Raw genomic sequence first — 6,386 nt, forward strand, 5'->3', positions numbered from 1 at the left:
ATTTAGGGTAGGCAGAGGGAGGCTTTCGCCTCCCGGTGTTCGTTCAATACTTACGCTTCTTCACGCAGACGGCGGGCAGCCTCAACCATGTTCGCCAGTGCCTGACGGGTTTCCGGCCAACCACGGGTTTTCAGACCGCAGTCCGGGTTTACCCACAGACGTTCAGCCGGAATACGCTGTGCCGCTTTGCGTAGCAGGGCTTCCATCCACTCAACGCTCGGTACGTTCGGCGAGTGAATATCATATACGCCTGGGCCGATCTCATTGGGATACTCGAACTCTTCAAACGACTCCAGCAATTCCATATCGGAACGGGATGTTTCAATAGTGATGACATCGGCATCCAGGGCGGCAATAGAGTCCATGATATCGTTGAATTCGCAGTAACACATATGGGTATGAATCTGCGTATCGTCTTGTGCGACCGCCGCATTCAGACGGAAAGCGTCCACCGCCCAGGTCAAATACGCGTTCCAGTCAGAACGGTGCAACGGCAGGCCTTCACGCAAGGCAGGTTCGTCGATCTGGATAATACCGATACCGGCTTTTTCCAAATCAGCCACTTCATCACGCAGCGCCAGCGCGATTTGTTTGGCAATGGTTTCACGGGTGACGTCTTCACGCGGGAAAGACCAGCACAAAATAGTAACTGGGCCGGTCAGCATACCTTTCATCGGTTTGTCGGTCAGGGACTGTGCGTATTTCGCCCATTCCACGGTAATGGCTTCAGGGCGGCTGACATCACCGATAATCACCGGCGGCTTCACGCAACGGGAGCCATAGCTCTGTACCCAGCCATTCTGCGTAAAGACAAAACCGTCCAGATGTTCGCCGAAATACTCCACCATGTCATTACGCTCGGCTTCACCATGTACCAGCACATCCAGCCCCAGACGTTCCTGTTCAGCCACAGCCTGTTTAATGTGCTCAGAGATACCGGTGCGGTAGTGAGTACCGTCCAGACGCCCTTGTTTGAAGTCCAGACGCAGGCCGCGAATTTCAGTGGTTTGCGGGAAAGACCCGATGGTGGTTGTCGGCCATGCCGGCAAATTGAAACGCTCACGCTGTGCTTTGGCGCGCAGCGGATAAGGCTGCTGACGCTGGCTGTCCTGCGGGGTAATCGCCGCCAGACGTTGAGCAACCGCGGCATTGTTCACTCGGGTAGAGGTCCGGCGGGCACGGATCGGCGCGCTGTACGCCTCCAACGCCTGACCATTGCCGTTGTTCAGCGCCTGAGACAACAAAGACAGTTCGGCGCACTTCTGGATGGCAAAAGCAAACCAGCTTTTTACTTCATCATCCAGACGCGTTTCCACGCTTAAATCGATAGGGCTATGCAACAGCGAGCAGGAGCTTCCCAGCCACAGATTACGTTTGCCTGCCAGCGGTTGCAGACGCTCAAACCAATTGCTCAGATCAGCACGCCATACGTTACGCCCGTTAATCACCCCCAGCGACAGCAGCCAGTCGGCGGGTAATTGCTCATGCAACGTCGCGGCGTCGTCTTTGCCATGCACCAGATCAACGTGCAGCCCCTGTACTGGCAGCGCCTTAATGGTGGTCAGATTCTGACCGATGCTGTCAAAATAGGTGGTCAGTAATAATTTCACCGACCCTTGCAGCGCATCGTATGCCGGTTTGAACGCCTCCAGCCATTCCTGCGGCAGTTCCAGCACCAATGCCGGCTCATCAATCTGTACCCACTCGATATCACGTTTGGCCAGTTCCGCCAGCACCTGCTGATAAACCGGCAGAATATCCTGCAACAGCGACAAACGGTCAAACGGCTCGCCTTTTACCTTACCCAGCCACAGGTAGGTTACCGGCCCCAGCAGCACAGGTTTCACCTTGTGCCCCAGCGCCAGCGCTTCATCCACCTCATCCAGCAACTGCGTCCAGGTCAGCTTGAACTGCTGCCCTTTGGTGAATTCCGGCACCATATAGTGATAGTTGGTGTTGAACCACTTGGTCATTTCGGCGGCGGCGGCGGGTTCACCGGTAGGCGCTCTTCCACGGCCGATACGGAACAGCGTATCCAGATCGACGGAACCATCCGCATTCTGATGACGGGCCGGTACGTTCCCCAATAGCAGGCTGGTGGTCAGCACATGATCGTACCAGGCGAAATCACCCACTGGCAGCAGATCAACGCCCGCATCTTTTTGTTGCTGCCAATGACGCGCACGAAGTTCACGTCCAACGGTCAACAACGCTTCCTGTGTCGCGTTACCTGCCCAGTAGCTTTCCTGTGCTTTTTTCAATTCGCGTCGCAATCCAACACGCGGAAAACCCAGGGTGTGATTTAAAATCGTCATCGTTAATTCCTTATTTAGCCGTCCAGATGTTTACACATCTATAATCCGCAGGTAGTGTATTGGATACAAGCGCAATTTATTCACTGTCACTGTGAAGGACTCTCATGATCGAACTTAAACACCTGCGAACGTTGCAAGCACTGCGCAATACGGGATCGTTGGCCGCCGCTGCCGCTGCACTTCATCAAACCCAATCGGCGTTATCACACCAGTTCAGCGATCTGGAACAACGTCTTGGGTTCAGGCTATTTGTGCGTAAAAGCCAGCCGCTGCGTTTTACGCCTCAGGGAGAGATCCTGTTACAGTTGGCTGAACAGGTGTTGCCGCAAATTCAGCAGGCGCTACAGGCATGTCGTGAACCACACCAGACCACGCTGCGTCTGGCGATTGAGTGCCATAGCTGTATCCAGTGGCTGACGCCGGCGCTGGATGAGTTTCATCAAGTCTGGCCGCAGGTAGTGATGGATTTTAAATCCGGCGTCACGTTTGACCCGCAACCCGCGCTGCAACAGGGGGAACTGGATCTGGTGATGACCTCGGATATTCTGCCGCGCAGCGGGCTGCACTATGCGCCGCTATTTGATTTTGAAGTCAGGCTGGTGCTCGCGCCCGATCATCCGCTGGTTGGAAAAGAAAAAATTGAACCTGAAGACTTAAGCGCGGAAACCCTGATGATCTATCCGGTTCAGCGCCAACGGCTGGATGTCTGGCGCCACTTTCTGCAACCTGCCGGTATCAGCCCGGCATTAAAGAGCGTCGACAATACGTTGCTACTGATTCAGATGGTGGCCGCCCGCATGGGGATCGCCGCCCTGCCGCACTGGGTGGTGGAAAGTTTTGAACGTCAGGGGCTGATTGTGACGAAAACGCTGGGAGAGGGGCTCTGGAGCCGGTTGTACGCGGCCGTCAGGGACGGAGAACAGCGCCAACCGGTGATCGAAGCATTTATTCGTTCGGCGCGTCAGCACGCTTGCGAGCATTTACCGTTTGTGCGGGACGCTTTACGACCCAGCGCCGGTGTACCCACAATGAGGACATAATAATAATTGCCCCAATGATAAAGCTCGGCCAGTGTACTTTTTCCTGCCAGATAGCCAGATTAACCAGCAACCCCGCAGGAACGTGGAAATTATTCATGATACCCAGCGTACCCGCATCAACCTGAGTGGCGCCATAGTTCCACATAAAATAACCCAAGCCCGAAGCCGCCACCCCCAGCCAGACCAAAACCCCCCACTGCAACGACGTGGTGGGCAGTTGGTTGGGATTACCGAACAACAGCCAGGCCACTACCGAAACCGCCAGCGCCCCCAGATAAAACCATGAAAAGGCACAGTGCTGCGGCATCGGATGCACTTCCATCAGACGCTTATACCCCACCTGACCAATAGCAAAGAAGATGTTGGCAGCCTGCACCAGCATCAGCCCCCACAGAAAATGTGTGCTGACCTCATCATAGCGGATCACCGCTGCGCCCAGAACCGCCAATAACGCGCTGAACACATAGCCCCAGCGCAGGCGCTCACGCCGCAGCAGATCGTAAATCAGCGTAACATAGAGCGGGGTCATGACGGTAAAGAGTAAAAACTCAGGCACCGTAAGATAGAGATAAGCCTGAAAAACAAACAGATACATAATTCCCAATTGACAGGCGCCCACCAGCAGATAGAGTAAAATTACGCGCGGCGCATAGCCCCGCCAACGTAAAAATGGCAGGAAGACCAATGTAGCCAGCCCGACACGCATCAATACGGAAAACCAGCTATCGACCTGTCCTGCCAGATATTCGCCAATCAGACTAAATGAAAAAGCCCATAAGATGGTGGTGATAATAAGTAATGGCACAGCACACTATCCGTTCAGTAAAGAAGTGCCGTTATTGTAACGGAGGGTAGCGAATAAATTTCAATCAATATGGTTTACATGTGAATAAATAACAAACGAACGACAATTAAATACTGCGATACGAAAAACCTTTATCCGCATTCGTCAAAAAACAAAACCCCTTTAAAATATCCCGAAAGGGGTTAAACATTAAATATATTAAATTTGCCATCTAAACCAGGCAAAAAAGACGTTGCCGTTATTGTGGGTACCGGGAATATACGTCGCCTGAAAAGAAAGATTTTGGTAACTAATTGATGCTAAAGGCAACAACACCGGAATCGGAATATAATTCCAGTTATCGCGCATCGTAACGCCGGCAGTGAAACCTAACCCCAGTTGGAAATCCTGATCGCGAGTTGGGTGCCAACGTTTCTCAAAACCATAGCCGCCGATCGGTTCCCATTTATTATGGGAGTCTTTAAAAGCCATAATATACAATGAATGCCAGTCGCCATCCTCATCCAGACGCGACACACCGTAGCCCGCACCCCACGGACGCTCATTATATTCATCCGTTTTATCTTTATCGTACGTCCAGCGGTTATGCCAGGTAATCGCGGGAATATAGATGTCATGATTAGGTGATTCCGACCAGGTTTTAGACAGGTTATTTTTACTTCTCTGCCACCAGCTTTCATCATGATCGGTTGTAACGGCAGCATTGGAACTGCTGCTTACATTACCGCTATTCGCACCATTGCTCACCACACTATGAGTATTCTCTGTGGCAGTTGCATGAGTCAACATCGGCATGGCGGACGGCGCCACAAAACACAGGGGGACTAAAACGCGCTTTAAATACATATTGGACTCTCTGCAACCATAACATCACTATCTATAACAGTTACCAGAATATATAGTTCAAATCATTCTGTTTGCACAGATAGTAAAATAATAAAACTGTCTGTCATTATGCAGGTACTAACGATTATGGTAGTTATATAAATTACCATCGGGGAAATAGTTTCAGAGATTTCCGACCCTTCCGATAATACATCATCCTATGTTTACACTTCCTCCACCAATCAATACACCACCGCAGCTAACAGCATCACCGGTACGTGCTGCAGGTTTACCATCAATAAACACGCTGGATGAGCCACTAATGATGCTTCGGCTATGACCATGAGGGGCCAGCGGATCTCCCTGCCGGGCGATTGGCAAACCGTCCACATTAACCGTTGGAGAGCCAGCAGCGATCGACGTGGGTGGATGACTACCGTGACCGGTATCGTTATCCCCTAATTTAACGGCATTACCCATATTTTTATTCCCTTTTTAATTTTATCGCTCAAATACGGCGGCAAGCTATTTCCTTGCCACCGTTCCACCGTCAAAAATCATCTCACCAATGTCACCTTGCCATCGATTATTGAAAAATAAGGTCTATAGGCAAAAACGATTTTGCCATCAGAATTCTGCAATCGTAGTGGTGAATTCTGAAAGAATCCGACTCCCAAACGGAACAGACGCCCTCCGCGATACGTTACCAGCTTATATTTATCCCATTCAATCGGAACCGGGGTGAGCTGCTTATCAATAATATGCTGGGGGAAACCGCTGGAAATAAACATCATTCCGGTCGTGGCGCCTTCAGCATAGGCCATCTCCTGGTTAGAGAGCTGCGAGATTTTTTTCAGCCCTTCAATATCCCGGTTTTTCATCATCAGCCAGATATCCGTATAGGCCATTCTGATTTTCACAAGGTCATTTTCGGTAACAGGCGTCGCATTGACCCACGACCACCTCGGTAAGCCTTTAAGTATGATATTGCTTCTCAGCTTATACAGACCATAGTCTTTCTCATTCTTGGTATAACCTTCCCATATTTCCGTACTAAATATAGTGCTTGTTGTAGGATTAACTGACTCGTTTGCCGTAATTTCACCTTTATCATTTACGCTCAATTTAAAAACAGCGATCTCTTCACTTGCATTTTTCGTTTCTTTGCTGATGATCACCTGACAGGATGAATCAGGAAACAGAGTATTAGGATCTTTATGATTCTGCGGCCCCATCAACAGTTCAATATCATTTGCGCCATTTTCTAAAAATGCGGTTAAATTAAACCCCGCTGACATCGTTCCAGAGTAAATTTTGGTGTTGTCGACGGCTGGGAGGCCATTTACCCTTAGAATACATGTACTTTTATATGATTTAAAAGAAAACAGATATTTTTTATTA

6 protein-coding genes are annotated in these 6,386 nt (G+C 50.4%); 1 reads left to right on the plus strand and 5 read right to left on the minus strand.

Translation table 11 applies throughout. The features are described from left to right. Positions 1–50 precede the first annotated feature (50 nt). Positions 51–2,315, minus strand: a complete 2,265-nt coding sequence (gene metE, locus BIY29_RS16840) for a 5-methyltetrahydropteroyltriglutamate--homocysteine S-methyltransferase (protein WP_121576215.1) — start codon at positions 2,313–2,315, stop codon at positions 51–53. 104 nt (positions 2,316–2,419) lie between these two features. On the opposite strand from metE, the gene metR reads away from it, so the two are divergent. After that, the gene (gene metR / locus BIY29_RS16845) at positions 2,420–3,355 is read left to right on the plus strand and encodes an HTH-type transcriptional regulator MetR (protein ID WP_121576216.1); all 936 of its coding nucleotides are present in this window, start codon (positions 2,420–2,422) and stop codon (positions 3,353–3,355) included. On the opposite strand, the gene BIY29_RS16850 is transcribed toward metR, so the two are convergent. The 4 genes from BIY29_RS16850 to BIY29_RS16865 form a co-directional block, all read right to left on the minus strand. Then, complete coding sequence (locus tag BIY29_RS16850; RefSeq protein ID WP_121576217.1) at positions 3,261–4,160, minus strand: carboxylate/amino acid/amine transporter; 900 nt, start codon at positions 4,158–4,160, stop codon at positions 3,261–3,263. The two genes, metR and BIY29_RS16850, sit on opposite strands and share 95 nt — an antisense overlap. Positions 4,161–4,358: 198 nt before the next feature. Then, positions 4,359–5,006, minus strand: a complete 648-nt coding sequence (gene pagP / locus BIY29_RS16855) for a lipid IV(A) palmitoyltransferase PagP (RefSeq protein WP_121576218.1) — start codon at positions 5,004–5,006, stop codon at positions 4,359–4,361. Positions 5,007–5,198: 192 nt separating this feature from the next. Next, positions 5,199–5,465, minus strand: coding sequence for a type VI secretion system PAAR protein (locus tag BIY29_RS16860; RefSeq protein ID WP_121576219.1), 267 nt, complete (start codon positions 5,463–5,465; stop codon positions 5,199–5,201). A gap of 77 nt (positions 5,466–5,542) precedes the next feature. Further along, positions 5,543–6,386 (minus strand): IdsF (locus tag BIY29_RS16865; protein WP_121576221.1); only part of this gene is annotated, 844 nt, incomplete at its 5' end.

Source organism: Brenneria alni (genome assembly GCF_003666245.1).
Lineage (GTDB): Bacteria > Pseudomonadota > Gammaproteobacteria > Enterobacterales > Enterobacteriaceae > Brenneria > Brenneria alni.

Excerpts from the sequence above, each read along its gene's own strand:
- metE (WP_121576215.1), bottom strand. The coding sequence starts at position 2,315 with ATGACGATTTTAAATCACACCCTGGGTTTTCCGCGTGTTGGATTGCGA.
- metR (WP_121576216.1), top strand. The coding sequence starts at position 2,420 with ATGATCGAACTTAAACACCTGCGAACGTTGCAAGCACTGCGCAATACG.
- pagP (WP_121576218.1), bottom strand. The coding sequence starts at position 5,006 with ATGTATTTAAAGCGCGTTTTAGTCCCCCTGTGTTTTGTGGCGCCGTCC.
- BIY29_RS16860 (WP_121576219.1), bottom strand. The coding sequence starts at position 5,465 with ATGGGTAATGCCGTTAAATTAGGGGATAACGATACCGGTCACGGTAGT.